Origin of the sequence: Salinibius halmophilus (assembly GCF_003577475.1) — a bacterium.
Classification (GTDB): Bacteria; Pseudomonadota; Gammaproteobacteria; order Pseudomonadales; family Natronospirillaceae; genus Salinibius; species Salinibius halmophilus.
This window is the reverse complement of the sequence record NZ_QPEP01000001.1, coordinates 117477-142850: the sequence shown is the minus strand read 5'-3', so window position 1 is coordinate 142850 and position 25374 is coordinate 117477. Positions and strand designations below refer to the sequence as shown.

Genomic DNA, 25374 nt, shown 5'->3' with positions numbered 1-25374 from the left:
GAAATTTTAGTAAAACATCGGCCAATAACCTATCGAGTCAAATTAGGCTTTCTTAGCGCCAATGCTTTTCAGTGCGTGTTGGCGTTGGCTTTCGGCCCATTCAAAAGCGGCTTGTGGATCGTCGAAGAGTTTAAATATAAAACCGGCCTGACTATAAATTTGCTCGTATATTTCCGCCATCATAAACGCACCTTCAACATCGGGCTTGAGCACAAATGCTGTGGCATGGGCGTTTAGCCCGTGCTTTTTCGTTTCAATCAGGTATTCGGTTAGCAGTGCTTTGGCGTCGTCGAGGATCATGCAGGATTCTTTGATTTCAATGACTTCACACCAAAACTCGAACTGCTCGGAAAACTCAGTTATGGCTGACTGGTCGACTGAAACAAAGGTTTCTAATAATTCTAGGTTCGCAGGCCCAACGGCTTCGTAATACATAATGCCATTGCCGTACGCGGTAATATGAACCTGGCCGTGAGCACCCAGGGTTAACGAGCTTAATTCGTTTGTGCTGTAGTTAGCCATAGTAAGTAAACATAGCCGCCTAAATTGTATTGCTAGTATTTAGTATAGCCCTGCCAATTGTACGGTTATAGATGATTTATGTATTGCTGTAGCCATTTGTTAGATGGAAAGTTGACGGTGAAACTTGCGTGCGGAGTAAAACCCTTGTCGCGACCCTAACAAGTGGTAATGCAGACCTTAAACCGCTGCAATAGTGGCCGTTTAAAGGCCTTCGCCAAAAAAATGGCGGTGTTAAATATTTTCGTCATTTAATCGCCATCGAACCATCATTATCTCCATCAATACTCTGCGCCTGTGAATTGTGCTGCGCGCACCTGGGCAGGAAATAGCGCCGCTAGCACCCACCAATAAACAACAACATGGTCAGGGCAGAGTTATGAACGGTGAAAAACCAAACGATTACCCAGTAGAATTTGAAAACGTACTTGCGCGCGCCGTATCGCGTCGCAGTTTTATTAAAGCAGGCACCGCTGTGGGCGCTACCTTTTATTTGGGTGGTGTGTCTTCTGCAGTGTCGGCAGCAACGCGTACTGAACAGCCGCCTAGCTACACCACATTAATGGGCTTTAATAACATTGCCACGAGCACAGCCGATACCATCACATTGCCAGAAGGGTATAGCTATGAATTGTTGGTGCAATGGGGTGACCCAATTTTAAAAGACGCACCAGCGTTCTCGGTTGCCAATACCGCAGCAGATCAGCTAGGTCAGTTTGGTGATAACACCGACGGCATGAGCATGTTCCATTTGCCAACGGCTACCGGTGTGGATGAAAACCGTGCAGTGTTTGCGGTAAACAGCGAATACATCAACCGCGAGTTTATGCACACGCACAAAGGCGAGAATATGAGCGCCGATGACGTGAAAAAAGAAATCTACGCCCACGGTGTGAACATTTTTGAAGTTGAGCGTAAAAACGGTAAGTGGCAAGTTGTAAAAGACGGTCGCCTGAATCGTCGTTTGCATGGTGATGCGCTTGATTTTGAACTAACGGGCCCAGTACGTGGTAGTGATTTAGTCAAAACGGCAGCCGACAGCTCGGGCACACAAGTGCGTGGTACGCTTAACAACTGTGGTAATGGTGAAACGCCATGGGGCACTTACCTGACTTGTGAAGAGAACTTCAACGGTTATTTTGGCGCACCTGAAGGTACCGAAATGACCGACGAGCAAAAAGCGTACGGCATTAGCACGGAAGGCTTCGGTTACAACTGGTGGCCAACGGAAGAACGTTTTAACGTTGCTAAGCATCCAAACGAGCCAAACCGCTTTGGTTGGGTTGTAGAAATTGACCCAATGAACCCAGATTCAAAAGCCCTTAAGCGTACTGCCATGGGTCGTTTTAAGCACGAAAACGCTGCATTGACTATCAACAAAGATGGTCATGCCGTTGCCTACATGGGTGACGACGAGCGCGGTGAGTTTATCTACAAGTTTGTCTCGAAAGACAAGTACATCGAAGGTAACCGCGCCCACAACATGACGTTGTTAGAAGAAGGCACCCTCTATGCTGCTAAGTTCAACGACGACGGTACCGGTGAGTGGTTAGAACTGACGCACGGCAAAAACGGCTTAACAGCTGAGAATGGCTTCCCATCACAAGACTACGTTCTGGTTTATGCGCGTATTGCAGCCCGTTATTTGGGTGCTACTACAATGGACCGCCCTGAGTGGGTTGCGTGCCACCCATCTTCGCCAATGGTGTTCTGTACACTAACCAATAACCGCCACCGCGGTGTGCGCGAAGAGCATCCAATCAATGCGGTTAACCCACGTATGAACAATAACTTTGGTCAAATTGTTCGCTGGATGCCAATGAACCGTGACCACAGCAGCACAAAGTTTGCTTGGGACCTATATGTGCTAGCAGGCAACCCTACTGTCTTTGAAGATGAGTACGCTGGCAGTGACAACATCAGCAAAGACAACATGTTCAACAGCCCAGATGGCCTAGCCTTCGACGCTGATGGTCGCATGTGGATTCAAACCGATGGTAACTACAGTAACCAAGGTGACTTTGCTGGCCACGGGAACAACCAAATGTTGTGTGCCGACCCAGTCACTGGTCATATTCGCCGCTTCCTAGTGGGCCCGCAGGGCTGTGAAGTGACAGGTATTGCTTTCTCTAAAGACCAACGCACTGCATTCGTTGGGATTCAGCACCCTACTGAGGGCTGGCCAAACACCGCCAAAGATGGTGCACCGCGCTCAGCAGTGATTGCCATCACAAAAGATGACGGTGGCATTATTGGTGCTTAAGCATTAGAGCCGATTAACAGGGAAACTAGCAAAAGGACTTGCTTATTAAGCCAGTGGTTCGCCACTGGCTTACTTGTTTATGGCACTGTTATTCACCGCACTCAATTGGTTCGAAAGACAGTGTGTAATTAAGCAGTGTGGTGGCCAATAACAAGTCAGCCTGATCACTGGTTTGATTCAACCAAACATAACTTTCACTGCTAAAGCCACCTACGTAGGCATCGAGAAAATACTCCAGCAAAATTTCACCGTCATGCGTCACCGTAGCACCACCAATCTTGTACTCATTGCCCAGCACATCTCGCAGTGTGTTATCGGCAATTTGCCAAGTGGTGCCTTGGTACTTCAAAGTACCTTTAACGTTTTTGTCGACATCCACGGTATCCAAACCCAAGTCGCTTAAGCGAAAACCACTGGCGGAACATAATGTTTGGTAGTTCAGCGTCACTGCTTCACCCATAGGGTCTACTTGGCGCAAACTAACATTTTGTGTGCGTTCTTCGGCAATGGCTGAGCTATCAAATATATCTGCCAAAATGGCCCCGCCCAAAGCGCGCTCGGTATCTTTATCAACGGTAGCAACGTAACCAGCATACTTGATTTGAGATGCCCCATTAGATGCCGACTCAACAATGGTATGGCGAGGTGAGTCGGTTAAGTAAGTAGCTTGAACATTCATCGGTGGTCGCGAAGCACAGCCAGTTAATATAATCGCGGCGCCAAGGTAAGCGAGTTGTTTCATAAGATGGTCCTTGCAAAAAATGAGCTCTCGTTAAGCTTATCTGTAACAGCTTAACCTGCGCTGTTAGGCGAACCTGAACGCGCTGCGCATTGCTATCAATCTAGGGTAGTATGGTTGCACGTATTCACAGGCACATTGTTACCGAGAAAGGATTATGACCATACCTATTGTGCTGTCGATTGCCGGTTCGGATTCTGGCGGCGGCGCTGGCATTCAAGCTGATATCAAAAGCATTTCTGCAAATGGCGGCTACGCGGCCACAGTGCTATCGGCGCTTACGGCGCAAAACTCGCATGGCGTTGCTGGTATTGAACCAATTTCCGCCGAGTTTGTTGACCAGCAGCTAACGGCCGTACTAAGTGACTTAACAGTAAAAGCAATCAAAGTCGGCATGCTAGGCGACCCGGAAGTGATTCGCGTGGTGGCCAAACACATAAAAGCCGCCAACGTAGAGCATGTTGTGGTCGACCCAGTAATGGTGAGTGCTAATGGGGATGTGCTCTTGCCCAGCTCATCTGTGCAAACACTCAAAGAAGCGTTATTCCCGCTTGCTTCGGTGTTAACGCCAAACACACATGAAGCGGCACTGTTGATTAATACCGACTCACAAACGCTATTGGCGCAGCCAGACAAGTTTATCGACCAGTTTTCGGGCTGGCCACCAATCGTACTGAAGGGTGTTGGCGGGCGAGAAGTCAATCACCATGATGATTGGTTGATTGAACAAGGCGCTTGCACCGTTGTGGCAGGGCGTAAGGTAAACAGTCACAACACACATGGCACTGGCTGCAGCCATAGTGCCGCCATTGCTACCTACCTAGCCTTAGGCTTTGATTTGTTAGGCGCATGCCAGCAGGCCAAGCGCTATGTGTCACAAGCATTGCAGGCCTCTGACCAGCTAACGATTGGCTCCGGCAAAGGCCCAATACACCACTTTTTTAAACAGTAAACTTACTCGTAATAGAAGCAATCTGGTTTGATTGCTTCTCTATACTCTGGATTTGTTCCTCGTTTTGCTGCGATATACCATCCACCTCAGACGACAAGTCGGCAATTCCAGTCACATTTTTCGCTACATCTGCTGCAACTTGAGCCTGTTCATGAGCGGCCGTTGCGACCTGAACATTTTGCTCCGCAAGCTGTCGAATAAGTTGCGTACTCTGATTAACGATTTCACTAATACTGGCCATCGCCTCGGTAACCGCCTGTCGCTTATCAGCAGATCCTGCCATGTCGCTCACTGTGCGTTGCATGCTTGACTGTAGTTTTTCGAGTACTTGCTGAATGTCTTCAGTGCTTTCTTTGCTTCGCTGTGCAAGGCTCCTTACTTCGTCTGCTACCACCGCAAAGCCTCTACCTTGATCGCCAGCACGCGCCGCTTCAATCGCAGCGTTAAGCGCCAGCAAGTTAGTTTGTTCAGAGATGCTACTGATAACGTTAAGCGAATCATTGATGGTGCCAACATTTTGCTCAAGTGCTTGTACTGAGTTTTCCATGCTCGACAAAATATCGTTCAGTGATTCAAGCTCGTGACGACCCTGCTTAACCTGGCCTAATACAGAGTGAATGCCTGTTTCTGCTTCGCCTGCCGTAGCTCGCGTCGTTTCAGCGCTTTCGGCTATTTGATTGGCCGTTGATGCAAGTTGCTCGATCGCTGCAGCCACCTGGGTCGTGGCATGCATCTGTTGCTGAGAGACAGCTTTGAGTTGGCTGCCTTGCTGGCTAGAGGTTGAGGAAATCGATTCAAGTTCGCGTGTTGATTCTTTCAATTGCTTTATATCAACAGCGAGGCTGTCTAAATACTTATTAAAGTACTGGCTTGTGTCATTGAGCAAGGATATGTTGTTTTTGGGCAGCTTGGCTGTGAGATCCCCTGCACCGGACGCCAAATTGCCAACTGCTTGTTTCAAACGCTGAAGCGGGTCATATACCGAGCGAATGCCAAAGAAACTCGCAACGAAAATAAGCGCAGCCAAAACTAGCAGTAATGCGATCGTTTGAGTACTGATTTGCGCTGCTTGCGTCGATATTTCACTATCTACTTGTGCAAGGGTTTGCTCTACGCTGTCAATGTAAAAACCCGTTCCAACAATAACATCCCATTTATCGATATAAATGTAATAGCCAAACTTGGGCTCGGCGACTGATTCACCAGGTTTTGGGAAGTAATATGTATAGTACCCATCGCCTTCCTTAGCAGATTGAATGATTCCTTGGATCAGTAGGTTGCCTTGCGTGTCTTTTAAGTTCCAATAGTTGTCACCAATACCGCCAGCACCACCGGCGTGCATCAGCCTTGTACCCTTACTATCGTATGCTGACATATAGCCGACATCGCCATCAAACTTCATTAGCGCTAACTGCGCTAACCCCTCATCTTTACCCGTCGTGCCTGGCAGGTCTATGAGTGGCTGAATGGCCGTCTCTGCGGTTTGCATAACGGACTTTAATCGATGTTTTTCAACATCAATCACACTCGTTTCTACTATTTTTGCAGTGGCCTCCTGCAAGGCACTTACTAATCGAGACTCAACAATTAAGCTAACAATAGTAATTAACAGGAATGGCACGAACACCAACAGATAAATTCGAAGCTTGAGAGATTTCAGCACAATCGTCTCCTAGTTGAACAGATACTGCGATTAGTCTAGGCAATGAATGTAAAAATTGTGCGAATAATCAAAGCGAGCGCTGCGCCGAAGCGCAGCGAAAAAGAAACTACATAGCAGGCTTACCACGCAAGCGCTTCATACCATTACGCATGCTCTCAATGTAGCTCAATAGGCAGGGTACAATCACTAAAACCAGTAAGGTACCAAAGCTTAAACCAAACGCTAAAGATACCGCCATTGAACGCACAAGCTGCGCGTTAACTGAGGTTTCAAATAACAGTGGCAGCAAGCCAAATACTGTCGTGAGTGTAGTGAGAATCACCGCCCGAAAGCGTTGTACCGATGCTTCAACAATGGCTAGTTTTCTATCCATGCCTTCGGCGAGCAGCTCTCGATATCGGGTAACCAAGATGATCGAGTCGTTAACGATGATGCCGCCTAAGGCAAAAAAGCCAAAAATCGACAGGACATTTAGGTTTAAGCCAAGCAAAGCATGGCCATAAATTGCCCCAGTAATCGCCAATGGAATGGCCGCCATTACTGCCAAAGGCCAGCTCCAAGAGGCAAAGCTCCAAGCCAACACAAGGTAGATCAAAGCCAAAGCGCCAAGGCCTGCAAACATCAAGTTATTCAGCAATTCTTGCTCACTTTGATTGCCGCCAGTGAAGTCTGCTTGCAAGTTGTAGCGAGTTAATATGGTTGGTAACACAGTTTGGCTTATCTCGCGGCTTAGTTCCGCTACCGTTGTGGTATCCGAAACAACTTTGGCAGTGATCTCAGCACCCACTTGGCCATCTTGCATATAAATGGCACTCGCACTGGTATCGCTGCCAAATGTCACTAATGTACCAAGCGGGGTGGTTTGGCCATTAGGTAAGCGAATTGGAATGCCTGCCAAAATGTGCTGGTCTTCTCTCTCGGTTTGCGGCAGTACCACAACAATATCGGTATCTCGGCCGTGGCGGACAAAGTTTTGCACCTGGCTGCCGTCGATGGCCGCTCGAAGCTGCTGGCTAATATTGGCGGCGGTCATGCCAATGCGTTCAGCCTGTGGCAGTAGGTCGAAGGTGACTTCTACTGCACCCTTGCCTAGGTTGTCTTCAACCTCTTGCAGCTCTGGGTAGCGTTTAAGTTCCTCTTTAAAGTCGTCCACAGCAACTCTTAACGTGTCTAATGTCACGTCGCCGGCAATAAAAAAGCCGATGGTATCTGCATTGGCCGAACCACCACGTTGCTGATCACCCATGCTGACATAATACACCCAGCTGCTATCGGGCAAGTTATCGCGCCACTTGTTTAGTACCTGCACGTTCGATACTTGCCTGTCGTCACGTGGCGATAGTGTTGCTAAAAAGAACACGGAGTTACTATGGTAGTAGCGCTCGTCAATCAACACTTCTACTAAGTTTTGCGCGCTTAGCTCGTTGTTCGCCAGTTCAAGTGCATCGCGAGCCGCTAGAACCATCTCATCTATTACGCTATTGGGCGTGCCATCAACAAAATGAATACGGGCCATAATTTGATCATTTTCGGCATTCACATCGCCTTCAAAGCCTACGCGCTGGCTGATAACTAGTGCTAAAGCAATAATGAGCGAACCAAGCGTTATCGAGACAGTTAAAAACCTGTGTGATAGGGCAAACGTGGCGAACGCCCGATAAGGCTTTTGTCGTACCCAATCAATTGCGTGTTCAATGCGTAATCGCAGTTTATTCGGTGGCTTTTTCTGCATGCCTTCAAAGCTATGGCGCAGGTGAGCAGGCAGAATTACAAAACATTCAACAATTGAGGCGATTACCACACATATGATGACCAGCGGAATTGGCTTTAATAACTGCCCAAACTCACCTGGTAAAAACAGTAGAGGTGAAAAGGCTGCAATAGTCGTGAGCGACGACGCCATAATTGGCCCAAACATGCGTTTAGCGCCCAACAATGCTGCCTCGTGAGGCGATTTGCCTTGCTGAAACAAGGTCAAAGACTCCTCGCCCACAACAATGGCATCATCCACAATAATGCCCAGCGCCATTAAGAGAGAAAAAATAGTAAAAAAGTTGAGTGTTACATCTTGGCTATATAAGAAGGCGAGGGTGCCAAGAATCGATACCGGTACCCCTACCGCTGTCCAAAACGCAACGCGCCGGTTGAGCATAAAAAACAGTAGCACTAATACTAAGGCTAAGCCCGCCGCGGCGTTAGCAAGTAGCATATTGCGGCTACCAATGACAAACTCTGCAAGATTAAACACCTCAACCAAGGCCATGCCTTGTGGCAAGGTCGCATTGGTTTTTTCTACCCAGGGTTCGAATAGGTTTGCCACGGCTACCGAGTCGACAGAGTGGTCGCGATAGACTTGCAACTCAATTGCCGGTTGCCCGTTTACCGAAATTTTCGCTTGCCCTGGAATATTGCTGTATTCAATGTTCGCGACGTCACCTAATGCAATGCTGCCACCTGAGGTTTGCACGGGTAGATTTTTCAGGTCATTCAGCTCAGTGCTATAGCCAGAACTGCGAATGCTTCGACTTTTATAATCTTCCCCAATTTGGCTAGCCGAATAATCGCGGTTCACCATCGCAATTTGTTGGGCAAGCGTATCGATGGATAAATCTAGATTGCTTAGGGCAGCAATCGGAACTGTGACTTCAAGGCGTTGAGCTTGGGTGCCATTTAGATCCACGCGTGGAATACCCAATGCGAGCAGTTCTTTGCGCAACTCGCTGGCAATAGGGCGTAGCTCATCAATGTTAGGCCCGGTTAAACTGTAGTAGTACACAACTTCCTGAAACTCGAACCGAGAAACGTCAGGCCTTTCGGCGCCTTGCGGTAGTTGGAAGCGATCAACCTGAGCCTTGATATCCTCCTCAGCTTTTTGCATGTTGGCGCCATAAGCAACCTTCACGTAAAAGCTTGCGTAACCCGAATCGCTATAGCTGCTGACCTCTTCAACATTGGCAACCGCTTCTAAAGAGTTGCTAAGTGGGGTAGCAATCCATTGCGCAACGTTGTCAGCAGAAGCGCCCGGCCAAGCAATGCTGACCTGAATTTCATTGAACTCCAGCTCGGGATAAAAGGTTTGCTTCATTCGCAAAGCACCAAACAAACCTGCCAATATCATCATCAACATGCAAATATTGGCAGCTAGGCGATGGCGAATGAAGTAATCAAAGAGCTTACTCATCACCCGCTCCTTTTACCTTCATGCCTGAGGTTACATTAGCGATGCGAGTCGCTAGCAGCTGGTCACCGTTTTCTAGTGCCGCAGCTTGAATGAGTATATGGCGGTCGCTGCCCTGAATCATGCTACCTAGGTGCTCAAATTCAACGGCTTCTAGTGCGCCATCTACCACTTCATAAACACGTTTGTCGTCAAAAACCGCTGCCGCAGGCACCGCAATCACATTGTTAATGGCCGGTAGGTTTAAAATAATGCGTGTAGTATCGCCGGCCGTTAACCGGTCTCCATGATCCACCACTTTAAGAAATGCCGTTCGGCCAACCATGCCAGGCTCAACTTGAGCAGCGATTCTATCCAATACCAAGCGCGTGCCGGCATCGGTAAATGCGATGGTAGGAGTGTTCTCTAACTGACGGCTTAAATGGGCAGGCAACTGAACCTGTACTTCTTTTTGATCGGTTTGCACTAATTGAGCGACCTGCATACCGTTATTAATTAATTGCCCAGGGGTTGGCAGGTTGCCAATGACTTGCCCTGCTACTGGCGCTATGATCGATGTGTTCGCCAGCATTCGCTCAAGGTTGATTAGCTCATTCTGGGCGAGTTCCTTTTGCAGGGTTAACTGCTGGTGTTGAATGTCGGCTAGCTCGATAGACCCTTCTAAGCGCTTTACGGTTAATTCAAGGTTACTAAACTCGCGTAGTTGTGCCGCGTGCTCGATATCGGAAATCAATTTCCGATTAAGCATATTATCGGCAGCGGCTAACTGATTCTGACTCAGCCCAAGTAAGCGCTTTTGCACCACAAGTTCTTGCTCGGCTTGGTTTTTTTGTTGCTCGTTCTGCAGCAGCTGGCTGTTAATTTGTGATATTTGCAAGCGTTGATTAGCAACTGCTTGCTGGGCATGGAAATCATCCACCTCCATCAATAAATCACCGGGCTCAACTTGGTCACCAACCTCTACTAACACTCGCAACAACTTACCTGTCACTTCACTGGTAATAAGTTGTTGTTTGGGTGTGTGCACCATTCCATAGAGTTCTAGCTGAGGTCGTTGCGCTTGGTGTAGAACGGGTAGGGTGTCGACGGTATATATTTTTTCTTCAGTTATGGTTTCTACCTGTGGTGGCTGGCTAGTTAATGCGGCAAAGGCAAAAACTGAAGCACCAAGCACACCAAGTGGCAGAACACCTTTGAAAATGATGTTGGACGGTTTCATTTTCAATCGCTCCCTGTGCGAGTTTAGTGAGATAAAACATTCATATCTGTTTTATTTTGCTTGCAATAAGCGAATGAATTAAATGAATTGATGAACAAATGATCAATAGGCGTTCAGATATCGGTTCATAATTGATACACAGTAGATTACGAATTCGTTAAGGTCTTCCCACCGCCCAGTTTGCTTACTGAGTACATTCCAAACAGCAGCGGTTAACAAAGTGTTTAGTATCTACTAGATATAAATTGTATGTATCTATAAGATATGTATGCGAAACCAAACTGGAGCATGTAAGCAATGAAACCTTTATTAGCTGCTGTCGCATTGATTGCCAGCCCACTTATGGCCAAGCCAATAGCATGGGAAGTTGGCTTGGGCAGCCAAGTGAGTCAGCCGCAATTTAACGATCAACAAACTGAGCAACTGCAGCTCGGCGGTTACCTCATAGAGCCAGCGATTTGGCTGACCTATCATTTTGATCATGGGTATTTGGGCACTATGGGGTCGAAGATTTGGCTCACACATGGCGCTATTAAGCCCATTATTGTGGGTGGGTTTGATCATCTTGGTATAGGAGTGGAAACTGAGTTTGGTCCACTGCTAGCTACGGCTGCTAGTCGCTATTATTGGTTCGACGAACTAGTTGGTCATAAAGTGGATGCCACGTTGGCGAGCATTGAAGTAAAGCACAACCTTGAGTTTGCTTTGGCGCAAGTGGATGCCAGTGTATTGCTGCCAGCCTTTCAAAACGCCAGCTTACAAGTTGCCCTAGTGGGAGAGGCCAGCTGGCAAAGCCAGCAGCGCTTGGTGCAGGAGTACCCAGACCAAGGCCCACATGATAGCAGCGGCAACACCTATCGCTATGGTGCCAAAGGGCAGTGGCAATGGAGCGACCATTTTGGCATGGTCAGCCAAGTAATGGTTGAGCAATATGATGCTGATTTGGTGCGGGCGCTAGACTTAGCCGATAACCTTGGCGGGCGTTACATGCTTGCCTTTACTGCTAGGTTTTAACTAGGCCACTGGTAAACGTATATAGGGCTTTTGTACAAGTCGTTAAGTTGCAGTGTCTTCGTGGCGCTCAACGCTGGCAAGCTAAAGTTGTTGCTAATAATCGTTATCTGCTGGTCAGGATATTGAGCGAGCAGGCCTGCTAGGGTCTGCATGCCTTTTGGCATTAAATAACACAGCAAAATGCTGGCGCTAGCAAGCGACGCATGGCGAAAATCTTGCCGATACACTCGAACATTCGGGTACTTTGCTAACCGCAAGCGAGCGTATAACCAAGGTAGCCAAGACACCTCATATCCAATTATTTGCCTTTGCGGATGTTGTTTGGCGGCGGCCATCAGCAATGTGCCCCAACCGCTGCCTAAATCTATAATATCGCCGTCACTACAATTAATTTGCTTGAGCATTGCTGAGCGTGCCGACGCGTTGCTCATCATTGGCGGAATGCCGGTGCGCACCGTACTCCACACAATGCTGAGCGCGGCGAGCAGGGCAAAAGCAACCGCGATCGTTTCAATAATTATTGTCATTGTTAAATAATTGGCTCGGTTATTAGGGGTGCGAACAAGACTGTAAATCATTACATTCTCAGCATGCTCGAATGTTAGCAACTATAATTTCCAAATACCGTTGCGCAAGTACGTTCTATGTCGGCAAATGACAACCCAAACTACACCAATAAAACCTTGTTGGAGCAAATGCGGATTACCGAGCTAGAAATTAGCTCGCGTATGGCTTTGTTTATGGTCACCGAGAAAGATACGGCCACGTTGCGCAAGGTACAACCCATCATTCGTGCCCACCTAGACACCTTAATTGATGATTTCTACGTGGCGCAAACTAGCGATCCAGATATAGCACTGCTAATTGGTGATGCCGACACCTTACAACGCTTAAAGGTAGCTCAGCTGGATTATGTAATTAGTTTGTTTTCTGGTTTCTATGATTTGGAGTACGTCAATACTCGCCTGCGCGTAGGTATGGTGCACAAGCGTATTGGTGTGGAGCCCAAGTTATATTTGTCGGCAGTGCAAAAGTTGAAGCTGCTAATCTATCGGCTAATAGAAAAGCACATACCCGACGAAAATGAACAATCCGCAGTAAAACTCGCACTTGAGAAAGTCATGATGTTCGATATTTCGCTCATTTTCGAAACCTACGTGCGCAGCCTAGTCAGTGAAGTAGAAACCTCTAAGGCTAAGTCGGAGCGCTATGCTTCCTTGCTGGAAGACAAGGTTAAAGAGCGAACTGAGCAGCTAGAAGTGCTATCAAGAACAGACTCACTTACTGGGCTGCTAAATCGTGGCCATTTTGAAGAAATGCTCACCCATGAGCTACGCGCCGCGCAGCGCCGGGAAGAACAAGTTACGCTAGCCTATATTGACCTAGACGACTTTAAAGCCATTAACGATAGTAAAGGCCATCACTATGGTGATGAAGTATTGCGCACCGTGAGTGCGGCGCTCTTGTCATGCTCGCGGGCTTCCGACAGTTGCTTTCGATTTGGCGGTGATGAATTTTGTGTCGTGATGCCGAATTGCTCCATTCAACAAGCCAAGGCGACTTGGCAGGGTAGATTACTGGCGTATGTGGAAGAAAAACGGCCTTGCGTTTCAATGAGTATTGGGTACTCGGAAACTGGGCCGGTGAAGTTTCTACCCGTTGAAGAAATTCTTATCCAAGCTGATGAAGCTATGTACCGAAAAAAGAACAAAAAGAAACTGATCGATCCAAACCGACAAGTAGATCAATAAGTCATGGTTGACTCATCTGATTAAGCGCTTCAAGCAACCTGAAATAAAAAATTAATAAAATTCCAAAATTACCTGTATATTTTGTCATTGGATGTCACTCAATCTTTTCAAGGAGCCAACATGGAATTTATCATCGGCGCAGTGGGCTTTATTCTTGCTGCCATCTTTTTATATTTAATCCCAATTTTATGGGTGTTATTTTCACGCAAAGTATCTGGTGTAGAAAAGCTTGGCTGGGTACTCGCCATCCTGTTCATTTCTTGGGTGGCGTGGATTATTTTCCTTATCGTTGCACCGGTGAAAAAAGCCTAGTTTGATAGCACTAATAAAAAGGAGCCCCAATGCCACAGCCGATTAAGGTTGCCACGGCTCAATTTGAGCATGCCAGTGGTGATAAAGCCTTTAACTTAGAGCGTATCGAAGCACTGGCGTCCCAAGCCAAAGTACAAGGCGCGCGGGTAGTGGCATTTCACGAGTGCTCTATTACCGGCTATACCTTTGCTAGGCGCCTAAGTGAAGCCGAAATGCATGAGCTAGCCGAGCCCATCCCTGATGGGACAAGCATTCAGGCCTTGCACCGCATTGCTCAGGCTCTGGATATTTACCTGCTTGCTGGCTTATTTGAGCGTGGCGATGACGGCAAGCTTTATAAAGCCTACGTGTGTGTAGGGCCTGCTGGCTTGGTAGCCAAATACCGAAAAATTCACCCATTTATTAACCCCTACCTAACGCCTGGCAGTGACTATGTGGTGTTTGAGATCGAAGGCTGGCGCTGTGGCATTTTGATCTGCTACGACAACAATGTCATCGAAAACGTGCGGGCCACAGCATTGCTTGGCGCTGATGTTATCTTTATGCCACATGTCACCATGTGCACACCATCCAGCCGCCCGGGTGCAGGGTTTGTTGACCCTGAACTGTGGCATAACCGCCACAATGACCCAACCAGCCTGCGGGCTGAGTTCGACGGCCTTAAAGGTAGAGCTTGGTTAATGAAGTGGTTACCAGCGCGGGCTTATGACAATGGCATTTATGCGGTTTTCGCCAACCCAATTGGTATGGATGACGACCAGCTTAAAAATGGCTGTTCAATGATTATCGACCCTTTTGGTGATGTATTAGAGGAGTGTCGTGCCCTGGGTGAGCAAGTGGTGACAGCGACCCTAACACCTGAGAAGCTGACCGATGCAGGCGGGTATCGCTATCGGCAAGCGCGCAAACCTGACCTTTACCGAGACATTATAGGCGGTGAGCATGACTCACAACAAAAAGTGGCTTGGATGAAATCCTGATATAGTTACACTTATGGCGAGTGCTTACTATCAGATAGGTTTATGATGAAAAAGATGATCGCGGCATTAATTGCTTCATTCACCCTTGCAGCGTGTGAACTACCACCGATACCTATTCCTGTTGAAGGCGAAACCGTTGTGGAAAGCAACTCACTAGTGGTAACGCTTAATGCACTAGGCTTTGATCAGTTTACCGATTTTGATCTTACTTCAACGAGTGAGTTTAAAAATGAAGTGGGCAGCCTGAGCAAGGTGAAGGCCATTTATTTGGATCAATTCACGCTAGAGGCCGTTTCGCCAGCCGATGCGTCGATCGACTTTATCCACGCCGGTACCTTTAGCTTTGCCGCCGACGGTGAGAGGGAACAGCTGGTTGCTGAGATTTCTAGTCGCCCTGCTGATGGGGCAAAAACCTTAGCGCTGCGCACCTATAATGAAACGAACCTAAAAAACATTATTGCCAGTGAGAAGTTTACCCTCACATCAGACCTAGACGTGACATCGCCAGATCAAGACACCACAGTGAACGCAAAGCTTGTCTTTATGATTCACCTCAATTAATTGCCTACGGCACGATGGATTGCCAACTATACTTAAGGCTTACCGCGCTTGTATGTGGAGGCCATCGTGCTTGCTGAACACCAGTTATTAAACATTACCTACCGAATTGAACCTGGCACCCTTGGCTCTAATGGCATGGACTTTATTGAAGGGTTTTGTGGCTTTTTAATGAACCAATCGCAAGACTTTTACCCACAGGTAATTCGCCTAAACATAGTGCCAAGATACGACAAATCATTGCCCGAGAAAGACTTCTTTGTGATGAAAAAGCACATCTCATACGAGCAAGCCGAGAAGTACCTGCAAGCCATCAACCTAGACATAGAAGATATAGAAGACCAGCTAGATGATAGAACCTCACTAATGGTGGATGACTACTTCGCTCAGCATAGCTAGTGGTTGTTTTTTGCTGTTGGCTCAGTTTTTGCTTAGCGAAGTGCATATGCCAGGCTGAATAGTAGAAAACCAAAGGGACTCATTATGGAAAGTGCATTTTTAGTGCGCTCTAAAGCGTGCTTAGTGAAGGGATTTACCCCCGAGGATGTTGTTAAACAGTTGGTTGCTAAAGGGCTCAGCCCACAGCAAGCACAGGCCGTAGTCAATAAGCCTGTCGTGCTGAAAAATGGGCTCAGTCACAGCCAAGCAATGACCTATGTGGAAAGCATGAAAAAGCTTGGTGTGCAGGTTAAGCTGGAACGTGTCGCCAAAAGCCAACCCAAAGCTAAACAAGCTGACGTTTACCCACAGTTGCTAGCCCAGCTAAACCGTCAGGTGGCGAAGCCTGCGATGAGCCGAGCGTTTCGAAACTCAGCCATTGTCGCCGTGATTAGCTCACTGATTGCCCCGCTTATTTACTTTGCTGTGATTGCCTTATTACTTGCGGCAATTTGGCAGTACTACGCGCTTATAATGGGGGTAGATGTTGGCAACATTTACTTAAATATTTTGCTCTATGTGTTACCTGGCTTCGTTGCTGTGTTCTTGCTAGCTTTTTTGCTGTCACCACTTATTAGCCATAATTACCAAAGTGCCGACATCGAACTTGACCGAAAACGCTATGCCAAGCTCTATGAGCTATGTAGTGCGCTGGCAAAAGCGATAGGCGTGCCCGCACCGCATACCATACGCGTTAGCAACGAGGTCAATGCGAGTGCTTCCGGCTCGGCGCTTAAACTGTTACAGGGTAAGTTAACCCTTACTATTGGAATGCCTTTGGTTGCGTGCATGACTGTAGAGCAGGTGGTTGGTGTGATTGCTCATGAGTACGGCCACTTTGCCCAGCGCAAATCTATGCTCGCCTATATTTGGATTAATCGAGTCTCTGCTTGGCTTGGCCGCTGTGGTTACGATGACGGTATTTGGTTAGAGCGGCTGACAAAATGGCGCAGCGAAACCAGCAGCGAGTTAATCATAATCACCCTTGCCGTGTGCCAAGGCATGTTGATTGCGGTGCGCACGCTGTTTCGCCAACTATGGGTGATTAACTTGCACCTTACGCGCAATATGTCGCGGCAAATGGAATACGATGCCGACCAGTATGAAATAACCATGGTTGGCAGCAAAAAATTTGTCGAAAGCTCTAAGCGCCTACATTACGCAGCTGCGGCTAGTGGCTTTGCAAGTGAACTAAATGCTATGGCTTATTTCGAACACGACCAACTGGTAAGTAACACTTCGTTGGCTACCCAAACGGTACTGGCGGCCATGCCGAGTGATATTGTTGAGCGCATTAATCAGCAGATGAAGCAGATGCAAACCCAGTTTTATGACACGCACCCAGCCGACTACGACCGCATAAAACGCGCCGTTGCAGCCAATCAGCCTGGTATATTTGTTTGCCCATTGCCAGCCAGCATATTATTTGACGACTATGAGCGCCTGTGCCGCTCGGCTACCCATAAAGCGTACCGGGCAACTGGTCAGATTTTGGACCTAACAGAATGCTTAACCGATAGACCAAACTGGCTTGACGCGCCATTTGGCGAGCCGACACCCCTGCGCCAAGCGGGCTAACCTGCTAAGGTGGCAGCCCAGATTAACGGCTGTTACTAACTATGCAAAATGCTCAACTCGAAACGTCGCGCTTGTGCTTGCGGCCAATCAAAACAAGGGATTGGCCTTTATACCAAGCACTACTGCGAAGCCCAGACATAACACGCTATTTACCCAAACAAGCCCCCTATAGTGATGATGAGATCATGGGCATCATGCAAAAGCGCATTCAGCACTGGCAATCATTTGGTTTTGGCACCTTTACCATGATTGATAAAGAGAGCGATACGGCCATTGGCTATGTGGGTGTGCAAAAAGTAGAAGGGCACAGTGAATCGGATATTCGTTACGCCATTCTGCCTGAATATGGCGGTAAAGGTCTTACCAAAGAAGCCGCGCGAGCATGCCTATTGTGGACATTTGACCAAGGCCAGCATGGTGCCATTTTTGGGGCTGCATTGACAAAAAATGTCGCCTCGATCAACACCCTAAAAACAATTGGCATGGTGCCCTGCAATCATGTGCAGCTGTATGATAGCGATGATATTGTTTATTTTATAATCGAAAAATAAGGAAGCTGCTATGAAACAAGGATGGCTAGTCATTGTTGTTACCCTAATTCTGTTAGGTTGCACCGATGCGCCAGTTAGCTCACCCTCTGCAACCGAGCCCGTTACAACAAACCCTGCCTTAGCACCGTTTATTAAGGTTTATCCGGCTAGTGCGGCAGCCATTATCAATGCAGGAAATAACTTTTCCACTGGCGATATTATTACACCAAAGCTTAGTGCGGCCCCTGGTTTCAAGTTTGCTGCATTGTCATCGGGTGAATCAGAGCTTGGCGAGGTAACACTAAACAGCGCTGACCCAATAATTATTCACATGGCGCACGACAGCCAAGAAGTCAGAATTGTTGCGACGAACACCGAACTTCGCCAAGCTGTGAATGAGTCAGTGGTATCTGGTAACCGAATCATATTGCTGCAGCCAGGAAACTATGACCTTCCCGAAACTGTGTTTGTTCGTGAAACCGCCAACAACCTAACCCTGCGCTCGTTATCAACTAACTACCGTGATACTGCCATCACGGGCAATGCTTATAACAACATGTTTTTAGTGCGCGGTGATTACTTCACATTAGAGGGATTAACACTTGGCGGGACGAGTCATAGCGAGCGCAAATTTGTACGCAATCATATTGTGCAACTGCAAGGTGAAAAAGATGCTGACTACCTTACCTTGCGCGATAACCGCTTTATTGACTCTTTTGAACAGATGATCAAAGTTTCCACCAGTTCCGATCGCACCAAAAGTGGCGATTATGGCTTGGTTGAAAATAATCTCTTTGAGTTTACCGATGGCAAAGCCCCGCAGTGGTACACAGGCGGGATCGACGCGCATAATGCCAATCATTGGGTAGTACGAGGCAATACCTTCCGCCATATTCATATTAACCATCTGGCAGACACTCGCCTTACCGAAGGGGCCATCCATTTTTGGTCTAACTCGCGCGATACCCTAATTGAGAATAATATTATCTACAATGTAGACCGTGGCATCATGCTTGGGCTGACGAGTAGCAGTGGGCACAACGGCGCTATCGTTCGCAACAATATGATTATGACTAACAATGATGTGGGCATTTATCTTGCGAGTGCCACCAATGTTGACGTGTACAACAACAGTATCTGGTTGAACAGCAATTACGCCAATGCCATTGAGTACCGGTTTGATGGCTCACAGAACAATTTAATTGTTAATAATTTAACGAATGCACAGGTACGCTCACGTAATGGTGGCCAAGCCACAGTCATTAATAATGTCACGAATGCTCAGGCCGATTGGTTTGTTGATTGGCAAAGTGGTGACCTGCACTTGGCGCAACAGCCTGAAAGCGTAATAAAACGAGGGCAGTATGTTGAAGGCTTAAACCAAGACATAGACGGCCAGCAGCGCCCCATTGATGGTATTGATATTGGCGCCGATCAGGTGCAAATAAACTAATTTGGTGCACAAATTGGTATGTAGCTTGTGTGTCCGCAAACAATCCCAACATAGCACGCATATCGAACCCAACCGTAGGTCTGTTAGTCACCCGCGCAGCGGGTGCTAGCAGACAGTGCTTAGCATCCCTGTCCGCACCGCAGCCTTGCTCCTGCGAGCTGCTCAGTACGGACATCCCTGTCCGCACCGCAGCCTTGCTCCTGCGAGCTGCTCAGTACGGACATCCCTGTCCGCACCGCAGCCTTGCTCCTGCGAGCTGCTTAGTACGGACACACGAACTCGCGGGTCTTCTAACAAAACATAAACAATGGCATTACTTTTGCTGTCGCCAATTAACTTATCAAATTAGGGCGAATAGCCATGCAGCCAGAAAAAATTCAATACATAGAGATGACCATTGACCACTACCAAGAGGTGATAGGCGTTTGGCAGCAAACCGAGCATATGATGCTGCGCGATGCCGATTCTCGCGAGTCGATTGCCCGCTACCTTGAGCGTAACCCAGGCCTTAGTTTTGTTGCCATCATTGATAACAAGGTGATTGGTGCCATTCTGGTGGGCACCGATGGGCGGCGTGGTTATGTTCAGCACCTAGCAGTGCTCAGCCAGTACCGTGGGCAAAGCATTGGTAAAACCCTCGTAGATAAGGCCATTCATGCGCTGCTTGCGCAAGGCATTGGTAAGTCGCACCTATTTGTGTCGGTTGATAATCACCAAGCCGAACGATTTTATGGTAAACATGGGTGGTTTGAACGCGACGAAGTACGAATGTACTCGTTTAACGCCACCGAAAGTGAAAATACTTAAGCGCAATGACCCAAAAACAAGTAAGTCACCAACTTGCCCTATTCGATTTTGACGGCACGCTGACCACAGAAGACATTTACACCCTGTTTATTAAACACGAAGTCTCGTGGCATCGGAAAGTATGGGGCAAGTGTGCGCTAGCGCCTTTTTATATTGCTTATAAGCTGGGCCTGCTAGCAGGCCCCAAAATGCGCGCCATAGCCACCTTTATCAGCATGTCTGGGCGCAAGCGCCAAACGGTCGAAGCGCAGGGTAGGGTATTCGCCGAACAAGTTATTCAACACTATTACCTAGATTGGGCCATGCAGCGCATGCGTTGGCATCAAGCGCAAGGCCACGAAGTGGTGGTAGTATCGGCGTCGCTCGACGCCTACTTAACACCTTGGTGCGAAAGCCAAAAAGTGGCGCTCATTTGCAGCGAATTAGCTGGTAAAACTAGGTTAACCGGCACCTATAAAACCGGTGACTGCACCAAGGCCGCAAAAGCCGAAAAAGTGTTGCAACGCTATCAGCTCGACCAGTTCAGCAAGGTGTTTGCCTATGGCAACACCGAAGAAGACAACGAGTTATTAGCGCTCGCGCACGAGCGCTATATGAATGGCGTGAAACTTAGCTAGCTTGCACGCTTACTTTGCTTGTGCAGCACATACCAGGCTGCCATGGTAAACAAAGACACCACCAGCAAGATCATGGTTGCTAGGGCGTTGACCATAGGCGAGACACCCATACGCACCGATGAAAATACTTCGATTGGCAAGGTGGTGGCACCAGGGCCCGATACAAAGCTTGCGAGTACCACGTCGTCGAGTGACAAAGTAAACGCCAGCAACCACCCAGCGCCAATGGCTGGGGCAATGATTGGCATGGTAATTCGGGTAAATACCGTCAATGCCGAGGCGCCAAGGTCGAAAGCGGCTTCCTCTATGCGAGGGTCCATTTCTTTTAAGCGCGAGCTAATCACAACCGTGGCATAGGCTAGGCCTAATGTGGTGTGGGCTAACCAAACGGTGAACAAACCACGTTCGGTTGGCACGCCAAAAGCTTGTGTGCTGGAGACAAACAACAGCAGCATAGCCAAGCCCAGTAGTACATCGGGCATGACCAAAGGCGCAGTAATTAAGCCCGAAAACAGCGTGCGGCCACGGAATTTACCGGCGCGTACCATAACGACTGAGGCAAAAATGGCCAAAAACACCGAAGCCGTTGCACTATAAAACGCAACGGTTAAGGAGCGCCACACGGCCGCCATAAGTTGCTTGTCTTGCCATAGCTCGCCGTACCATTTGGTGCTCCAGCCGGCCCACACCGTTACTAAGCGTGATTCGTTGAACGAATAAATCACCAAAATCAGCATAGGGATATATAAAAACGCCAACCCAACGGCCAGCATGGTTTTGCTGAACTTGTTCATCGCACGGCATCCTGGTTACGCTGAAACCAAACAATTGGCGCTAACAAAGCTAGTACCAATAACAATGCTAGCGCCGATGCAACGGGCCAATCACGGTTATTAAAGAACTCTTGCCAAACCACTTTGCCAATCACTAGGGTGTCGCTACCACCTAATAACTCTGGAATCACATACTCACCAACGGCTGGGATAAATACCAACATTGAGCCAGCAATAATGCCGTTTTTTGATAGCGGCAGCGTAATGCGGGTAAACGTTGTGAGCCCTCTGGCACCTAAATCTTGCGCTGCTTCAATTAAGCGCAAATCATGTTTGACCAGGTTGGCATACAGCGGCAGCACCATAAATGGCAAATACGAATAAACAATACCGATATACACCGCTAGGTTAGTGTTTAGAATTTCTAGCGGTTCGCTTATTAGGCCAATGCTGATTAAAAAGTTATTCAGTGGCCCGTTCTGGCCCAATATGGTCATCCAGGCATAAACGCGTATTAAGAACGAGGTCCAGCTTGGTAACAGCACCAGCATTAACAAGATTGACTGCTGATGCGCGGGCGCTCGAGCAATGGCATACGCCATTGGGTAACCAATCAGTAAACACAAAAGGGTTGCCCCAGCAGCAATGACCACTGAGTTGAAAAACGCCTGTAGATACATGGTGTCTTCAAACAACACGGCAAAGCTGTTGATGCTGATGCGAATGGCTAAAATGCCATCTTCAAACTCGGTTAGGCTGCTAAACGGTGGAATAGCACGCGCAGCTTCAGCAAACGCAACCTTGATCACCAGCAGCAGCGGCACCAACAAAAACAGCCCAAGCCAGAAGTAGGGCACCGAAACAATGGCTCTACGACTCCAGCGCTTCATCGAATAATGACCCCACTATCGCTTTCCCAAGAGATAAATACCTCGTCATCCCAAGTTGGGCGCTCGGCTTTACGCTCGGTGTTGGCCAAAAAACATTGCACAATTTGGCCCGACCTAAGTTCCACGTAATAAATACTATGGCCGCCAAGGTAGGCAAAATCGGCAACGGTACCTTTTTCCCAGTTGTAGTCTTGCTCGGGTGCTTCGGTGGTGAGCCAGGTTTTTTCTGGGCGCACGGCAAAGGTTACTTCCCGGTTGTCGATATCCGTGGCAAACCCATGCCCCACATAAATAGGGCGGTCCAGAGCTTCGCTGTGCAAAATGGTATGGTCGGCTGCTTCATCACCCAACACACATTCGAATAAGTTAATTGAGCCAACAAACTCCGCTACCATGCGGTTGATTGGGTTTTCGTAAATATCCACAGGGGTGCCCACCTGTTGAATATACCCTTCGTCCATAATGGCAATACGATCGGCCATGGTCATGGCTTCTTCTTGGTCGTGGGTGACCATTACGCAAGTCACCCCCACCTTTTCTATAATGTCTACCAGCTCAAGCTGCATCTCGGTGCGCAGCTTTTTATCCAGCGCCCCCATGGGTTCGTCGAGCAATAGCAACTTAGGCTGCTTTGCTAGGCTGCGGGCCAATGCCACTCGCTGCATTTGCCCACCCGATAACTGATGCGGCTTACGCTTGGCAAACTTGCTCATCTTCACCAGCTTTAGCATGCTCTCAACACGTGCTTGCACCTCTTCTTTGGGCAGCTTGTCTTGCTTTAATCCAAAAGCAATGTTGTCGGCCACCGACATATGAGGAAAAAGCGCGTACGACTGAAACATCATATTTACTGGGCGCAGATTTGGCGGTAACGCCGTGATATCCACGCCATCTAGCTGCACACTGCCTGTAGAAGGCTGCTCGAAGCCAGCCAAGATTCTAAGCAAGGTAGACTTACCCGAGCCAGACCCCCCTAGCAGAGCAAAAATTTCGCCTTGGCGAATTTCAAGCGACACGTCGTCTACCGCCCGCGTTTCACCAAAATACTTGCTTACTCCATTAATGGTAAGCAGGGTTCGGTCGCGCAGTGCGGCAGACTGTTTACGAGCAGCTAGCGTAGTGAGCATTCATTAACCTCCGCGGCTAGTTGCCGGTTTTAACGTTTGTCCAAGCACGGTTGCGGTCGCGCAAGGCGCGCGGCGGCAGCGTTTGATAAGTGAACAAGTTGGTGCCCTCTGGTGGGAATACGCCAGGGTCATTGAGAATTTCTTCATCAATAAACGGGCGTGCTGCTGCATTCGGGTTGCCATACCAAACATAATTAGTGATGTCGGCACTGATTTCCGGCTGCAATACGAAGTCGATAAACTTGTGCGCATTGGCAACGTTTTTGGCATCGGCTGGAATCACCATCATGTCGGCCCACATTGCAGCGCCTTCTTCAGGAATTACATACGCAATTTCAACGCCATTCTCAGCTTCGGCTGCACGCGCTTGCGCTTGGAAAATATCGCCCGAGAAGCCCATTACCAAACACAGGTTGCCGTTGGCTAAATCGGAAATGTAGCGCGAGCTGTGGAAATAGCGCACATACGGGCGAACCTGAAGCAACAACTCTTCTGCTTTTTCGAAGTCGCTTTTGCTGGTGGTATTTGGGTCTAGGCCAAGGTAGTTCAGCGCTGCTGGAATCATCTCTACCGCGGCATCTAACGTAGCAATGCCACAATCTTCTAATTGGCTAGCGTACTCTGGGTTAAAGAGCAATTCCCAGCTATTGAGCGGCGCATCTTCGCCTAAACGCTCTGTGACCATAGCAACGTTATAACCAAGGCCCGATGTACCCAGTGCCCAAGGCACCGAGTAAGCATTGCCTTCATCAAAAGCAGACAGCAATGCCATGGTTTCGCCGTCTAGGTTATCTAGGTTGCTAAGCAAGCTTTTATCTAGCTTTTGGTAAGCGCCGGCTTCAATTTGGCCTTGCATAAAGTCGGTGGTAGGCACAACTAGGTCGTAGCCTGAGTTGCCCGATAACACCTTGGCGTCTAACACTTCATTCGAGTCGAACACATCGTAAGTCACTTGAATGCCGGTTGCGGCTTCAAACTTTTCAATGGTGTCTTCGGCGATATAGTCAGACCAGTTATAAATGCGCAGCTCATCGGCTGCAGCCACGCCAGCTAAGCCGGTGGCTAGCAATACAGTTGTTAGTTTCACAATATTGCTCCTTTTAGAATGAAGTGGGTAAAAAAGCCGCGGAAGTATAAGACCGCCTTGGCGGTTTACCTAGTGATTTTTTGCCTGTTTTTCAAACAATTTTCAGCGGCGAAAACCCAGTTGTTTTGAACGCTATGAGTTGTTTGTAGGCGCTGGTAAAACGGTAGAACTTGCCAGTACTAACCGCTAAGATACTTGGATCATTTATCAACGAGATTCCCCGCGTGTTCCAAGCACTTAAGCAGCAATTGCTAGCCAGTTTAGACGATATTCCTAGGTGGGTTGAAACACGCGATTTATTACTCAACCCTAACAGCTGCCTGCAAATATTTAGTGCGCCAAATAGTTTCGCCGTATGGCTAGAGCAAGACGCCATAGGCGCCATAATCGGGACACCCACCGAACCACTTGGTGGCATTAGCCACTGCGATGAAATTTTAGCCTTCAACAACAACTACCAAATGCTGGCAAACCTATTGCCCACTCACCTATGTGAACATGCCAATATCTACCAGCAAAGTGGTGAGGTAGGGAAAAGTACGCATAGTGTTCGCTCACTAACCCTGCACGATATAGAACCCCTAGCACAGAGCAATAACGCCTTATTTGCCGAACTTCAGTGGGCGCTTTTTCACGGCGCACCAGCCTTTGCTGCGTTACATCATGAGCAAGTAGTGGCATTCGCCTATGCCTCGGCTCAAAGCGAACACTACTGGGATATGTCGATCGATACCCTAGCAGAGCACCGCCAGCAAGGGTTTGCATGCGCCGCCGCGCGTGCCTTAATTAACGCAATGAACGAGCAGGGTAAACAAGGCGTTTGGGGCGCACTGGATAGCAACGAGGCGTCGAATCAGTTAGCCTTAAAACTTGGTTACCAATTGGTAGACGAACTGTGGTTATTTTCGGCGCAATAAATAGAGGCA

At 48.2% G+C, this 25374-nt stretch carries 24 protein-coding genes; 14 read left to right on the top strand and 10 right to left on the bottom strand.

Translation table 11 applies throughout. From position 1 onward, the window contains the following. Nucleotides 1-42 precede the first annotated feature (42 nt). Complete coding sequence (locus DUW71_RS00570) at nucleotides 43-522, bottom strand: hypothetical protein (RefSeq protein WP_119393288.1); 480 nt, start codon at nucleotides 520-522, stop codon at nucleotides 43-45. Between the two features lie 376 nt (nucleotides 523-898). Between DUW71_RS00570 and DUW71_RS00565 the strand changes: the two genes are divergently transcribed. Beyond that, nucleotides 899-2782 carry a PhoX family protein gene (locus DUW71_RS00565; RefSeq protein ID WP_119393287.1) on the top strand — a complete coding sequence of 628 codons (1884 nt, stop codon included), beginning with the start codon at nucleotides 899-901 and terminating at the stop codon, nucleotides 2780-2782. An 88-nt stretch (nucleotides 2783-2870) separates the two neighbouring features. Here the strand turns inward: DUW71_RS00565 and DUW71_RS00560 are convergent, their stop codons facing one another. Next, complete coding sequence (locus DUW71_RS00560; protein ID WP_119393286.1) at nucleotides 2871-3524, bottom strand: hypothetical protein; 654 nt, start codon at nucleotides 3522-3524, stop codon at nucleotides 2871-2873. Nucleotides 3525-3678: 154 nt separating this feature from the next. Between DUW71_RS00560 and thiD the strand changes: the two genes are divergently transcribed. Continuing rightward, nucleotides 3679-4473, top strand: a complete 795-nt coding sequence (gene thiD / locus DUW71_RS00555; protein ID WP_119393285.1) for a bifunctional hydroxymethylpyrimidine kinase/phosphomethylpyrimidine kinase — start codon at nucleotides 3679-3681, stop codon at nucleotides 4471-4473. Here the strand turns inward: thiD and DUW71_RS00550 are convergent. The 3 genes from DUW71_RS00550 to DUW71_RS00540 form a co-directional block, all read right to left on the bottom strand. After that, on the bottom strand, nucleotides 4463-6136 hold the full coding sequence (locus DUW71_RS00550; protein ID WP_119393284.1) for a methyl-accepting chemotaxis protein: 1674 nt from the start codon (nucleotides 6134-6136) through the stop codon (nucleotides 4463-4465). The genes thiD and DUW71_RS00550 overlap by 11 nt on opposite strands. A gap of 106 nt (nucleotides 6137-6242) precedes the next feature. Beyond that, entirely contained in the window at nucleotides 6243-9317 is a 3075-nt protein-coding gene (locus tag DUW71_RS00545) for an efflux RND transporter permease subunit (protein ID WP_119393283.1), read from the bottom strand. Then, nucleotides 9310-10533 carry an efflux RND transporter periplasmic adaptor subunit gene (locus DUW71_RS00540; RefSeq protein ID WP_119393282.1) on the bottom strand — a complete coding sequence of 408 codons (1224 nt, stop codon included), beginning with the start codon at nucleotides 10531-10533 and terminating at the stop codon, nucleotides 9310-9312. The genes DUW71_RS00545 and DUW71_RS00540 overlap by 8 nt, the downstream gene beginning before the upstream one ends. A 297-nt stretch (nucleotides 10534-10830) precedes the next feature. Between DUW71_RS00540 and DUW71_RS00535 the strand changes: the two genes are divergently transcribed. Continuing rightward, the gene (locus DUW71_RS00535) at nucleotides 10831-11547 is read left to right on the top strand and encodes a hypothetical protein (RefSeq protein WP_119393281.1); all 717 of its coding nucleotides are present in this window, start codon (nucleotides 10831-10833) and stop codon (nucleotides 11545-11547) included. Here DUW71_RS00535 and DUW71_RS00530 read toward each other — a convergent pair. Then, complete coding sequence (locus tag DUW71_RS00530) at nucleotides 11544-12125, bottom strand: class I SAM-dependent methyltransferase (RefSeq protein ID WP_199671112.1); 582 nt, start codon at nucleotides 12123-12125, stop codon at nucleotides 11544-11546. The two genes, DUW71_RS00535 and DUW71_RS00530, sit on opposite strands and share 4 nt — an antisense overlap. A gap of 66 nt (nucleotides 12126-12191) precedes the next feature. On the opposite strand from DUW71_RS00530, the gene DUW71_RS00525 reads away from it, so the two are divergent. From DUW71_RS00525 to DUW71_RS00480, 10 genes are all read left to right on the top strand, one after another. Continuing rightward, entirely contained in the window at nucleotides 12192-13298 is a 1107-nt protein-coding gene (locus DUW71_RS00525) for a GGDEF domain-containing protein (protein ID WP_119393280.1), read from the top strand. A 120-nt stretch (nucleotides 13299-13418) separates the two neighbouring features. After that, nucleotides 13419-13610, top strand: a complete 192-nt coding sequence (locus tag DUW71_RS00520) for a hypothetical protein (protein WP_119393279.1) — start codon at nucleotides 13419-13421, stop codon at nucleotides 13608-13610. A gap of 29 nt (nucleotides 13611-13639) precedes the next feature. Further along, nucleotides 13640-14590, top strand: a complete 951-nt coding sequence (locus tag DUW71_RS00515; RefSeq protein WP_119393278.1) for a nitrilase family protein — start codon at nucleotides 13640-13642, stop codon at nucleotides 14588-14590. A gap of 45 nt (nucleotides 14591-14635) precedes the next feature. After that, the gene (locus DUW71_RS00510; protein ID WP_119393277.1) at nucleotides 14636-15151 is read left to right on the top strand and encodes a putative periplasmic lipoprotein; all 516 of its coding nucleotides are present in this window, start codon (nucleotides 14636-14638) and stop codon (nucleotides 15149-15151) included. Between the two features lie 66 nt (nucleotides 15152-15217). After that, nucleotides 15218-15547 (top strand): hypothetical protein, encoded by a 330-nt coding sequence (locus DUW71_RS00505; protein WP_119393276.1) that lies wholly within the window; start codon nucleotides 15218-15220, stop codon nucleotides 15545-15547. Nucleotides 15548-15631: 84 nt separating this feature from the next. Next, nucleotides 15632-17164 carry a M48 family metallopeptidase gene (locus DUW71_RS00500; RefSeq protein ID WP_119393275.1) on the top strand — a complete coding sequence of 511 codons (1533 nt, stop codon included), beginning with the start codon at nucleotides 15632-15634 and terminating at the stop codon, nucleotides 17162-17164. 41 nt (nucleotides 17165-17205) lie between these two features. After that, complete coding sequence (locus DUW71_RS00495; RefSeq protein WP_119393274.1) at nucleotides 17206-17715, top strand: GNAT family N-acetyltransferase; 510 nt, start codon at nucleotides 17206-17208, stop codon at nucleotides 17713-17715. 10 nt (nucleotides 17716-17725) lie between these two features. After that, nucleotides 17726-19147, top strand: a complete 1422-nt coding sequence (locus DUW71_RS00490) for a right-handed parallel beta-helix repeat-containing protein (RefSeq protein ID WP_119393273.1) — start codon at nucleotides 17726-17728, stop codon at nucleotides 19145-19147. 360 nt (nucleotides 19148-19507) lie between these two features. Then, nucleotides 19508-19954 (top strand): GNAT family N-acetyltransferase, encoded by a 447-nt coding sequence (locus tag DUW71_RS00485; RefSeq protein ID WP_233545985.1) that lies wholly within the window; start codon nucleotides 19508-19510, stop codon nucleotides 19952-19954. A gap of 5 nt (nucleotides 19955-19959) precedes the next feature. Continuing rightward, nucleotides 19960-20571 (top strand): HAD-IB family phosphatase, encoded by a 612-nt coding sequence (locus tag DUW71_RS00480; protein WP_119393272.1) that lies wholly within the window; start codon nucleotides 19960-19962, stop codon nucleotides 20569-20571. Here the strand turns inward: DUW71_RS00480 and DUW71_RS00475 are convergent. Genes DUW71_RS00475 through DUW71_RS00460 form a run of 4 tightly spaced genes read right to left on the bottom strand, consistent with a single transcriptional unit; the run spans nucleotide 20568 to nucleotide 24448 of the window. Next, entirely contained in the window at nucleotides 20568-21365 is a 798-nt protein-coding gene (locus DUW71_RS00475) for an ABC transporter permease subunit (RefSeq protein WP_119393271.1), read from the bottom strand. The two genes, DUW71_RS00480 and DUW71_RS00475, sit on opposite strands and share 4 nt — an antisense overlap. Then, nucleotides 21362-22234 carry an ABC transporter permease subunit gene (locus tag DUW71_RS00470; RefSeq protein ID WP_119393270.1) on the bottom strand — a complete coding sequence of 291 codons (873 nt, stop codon included), beginning with the start codon at nucleotides 22232-22234 and terminating at the stop codon, nucleotides 21362-21364. The genes DUW71_RS00475 and DUW71_RS00470 overlap by 4 nt, the downstream gene beginning before the upstream one ends. Beyond that, complete coding sequence (locus DUW71_RS00465; RefSeq protein WP_119393269.1) at nucleotides 22231-23361, bottom strand: ABC transporter ATP-binding protein; 1131 nt, start codon at nucleotides 23359-23361, stop codon at nucleotides 22231-22233. Before DUW71_RS00465 ends, DUW71_RS00470 begins: the two co-directional genes overlap by 4 nt. 16 nt (nucleotides 23362-23377) lie before the next feature. After that, the gene (locus DUW71_RS00460; RefSeq protein WP_325048576.1) at nucleotides 23378-24448 is read right to left on the bottom strand and encodes a polyamine ABC transporter substrate-binding protein; all 1071 of its coding nucleotides are present in this window, start codon (nucleotides 24446-24448) and stop codon (nucleotides 23378-23380) included. A 170-nt stretch (nucleotides 24449-24618) separates the two neighbouring features. On the opposite strand from DUW71_RS00460, the gene DUW71_RS00455 reads away from it, so the two are divergent. Further along, on the top strand, nucleotides 24619-25365 hold the full coding sequence (locus tag DUW71_RS00455) for a GNAT family N-acetyltransferase (protein ID WP_158583810.1): 747 nt from the start codon (nucleotides 24619-24621) through the stop codon (nucleotides 25363-25365). Nucleotides 25366-25374: the final 9 nt, after the last annotated feature.